Genomic DNA, 1319 nt, shown 5'->3' with positions numbered 1-1319 from the left:
CGCCCTCGCGTTGCTCGGCGAGGCGTCGCGCGACTGGGCGCCGGGCGCCGCGCGTATTTCGGCCGCGCTCGCGTGGGAAGGCATCAAGCTGCTTTCCGCCGACGGCCTGCCGGCGGTCGGCAACGTGAGCCATCCGCGCCTGTACGTCAACGCGGGCCACGGGCCGGCAGGCTGGGCACTTTCGCTCGGCTCCGCGCGTCTCATCGCCCAGCAGATCTCCAACGCGGCGCCTGACCTGCCGGCCGATACCATCAAGGCGCTCTCGCCGGGCCGCGATTGAGCCGCGCACGCGTGTGCGGCATTGCCGCGCCGCCGCGCCAGTCCAGCCCGCGCCTGGGGCGTGCCGTCTGAAGGCATGCTCGGGTATCGTTGCGATGTCGCCTCCGAGGACCGCATCGCCATGACGCACGCTCTACATTCCTCCGGCGCCGGGCAACCGGTGCTCGTCTACCCGCACGACCGTGCGGTCCCGCTGCTTACCGTCGAACCGCTGCGCGTGGCCGAAGTCGCCGCGCAGTCGGCTCTGCCTGCCCACACGCTCATGGCGCGCGCAGGCGCCGCCGCCGCGCACTTCCTGAGCGAGCAACTCGCGCACGCGCCCTCGTCGGCGAGCGACAAGCCCGTCTGGTTCGCCGCCGGGCCCGGCAACAACGGTGGTGACGCGCTCGTCGTCGCCACGGAGCTGCATCGCGCGGGCGTCGCCGTGGAAGTCTGCATGCCCGTCGATGTCAAGCCCGACGACGCGCGCTGGGCGCTCGCCGAGGCGCGTGCGGCGGGCGTGCCCATCGCCGCGTCGGTGCCCGGATCGTTCGATGCTTATGGCTGGCTCGTCGACGGCATGTTCGGCATCGGCCTTGCGCGCGGGCTCGAGGGCGTGTTCGCCGAACTCGCCGTAACGCTCTCGGCACGCGCGCGTAGCCATGGCCACGTGCTCGCGCTCGACGTGCCGAGCGGCCTCGACAGCGACACAGGCAACGTCGTCGGCAGCGGTCCGGCGGTGCGCGCAACCCATACCGTGACCTTCATCGCCGCCAAGCCCGGACTGTACACGGGCGTTGGGCGCGACTACGCAGGCGCCGTCGCGGTCGCGCCGATCGGCATCGACACCGCAGGCACACCGGGCGCCGCACACCTGAACGCGCCCGCGCTCTTCGCCGCCGCGCTGCCCGCCCGCGACTTCGCCACTCACAAGGGCACGTTCGGCACGCTCGCCGTCGTCGGCGGCGATACCGGCATGTGCGGCGCGCCGATTCTCGCGGCGCGCGCGGCGCTCCTCACCGGCGCGGGCAAGGTTCACGTGGGCTTTCTCGGCAGCGACG

At 73.0% G+C, this 1319-nt stretch carries 2 protein-coding genes; both read left to right on the top strand.

Features of this window, described 5'->3' with window-relative positions:
- Nucleotides 1-280: FAD-dependent oxidoreductase (locus tag AB4Y43_RS40365; RefSeq protein ID WP_368730283.1), on the top strand; the 280-nt coding region annotated here is incomplete at its 5' end.
- A gap of 120 nt (nucleotides 281-400) precedes the next feature.
- Nucleotides 401-1319 (top strand): NAD(P)H-hydrate epimerase (locus AB4Y43_RS40360; RefSeq protein WP_368730282.1); only part of this gene is annotated, 919 nt, incomplete at its 3' end.

Origin of the sequence: Paraburkholderia sp. BR10872 (assembly GCF_040965835.1) — a bacterium.
Lineage (GTDB): Bacteria > Pseudomonadota > Gammaproteobacteria > Burkholderiales > Burkholderiaceae > Paraburkholderia > Paraburkholderia nodosa_A.
The sequence above is the reverse complement of the archived record's forward strand: the minus strand, read 5'-3'. Positions and strand labels throughout refer to the sequence as shown.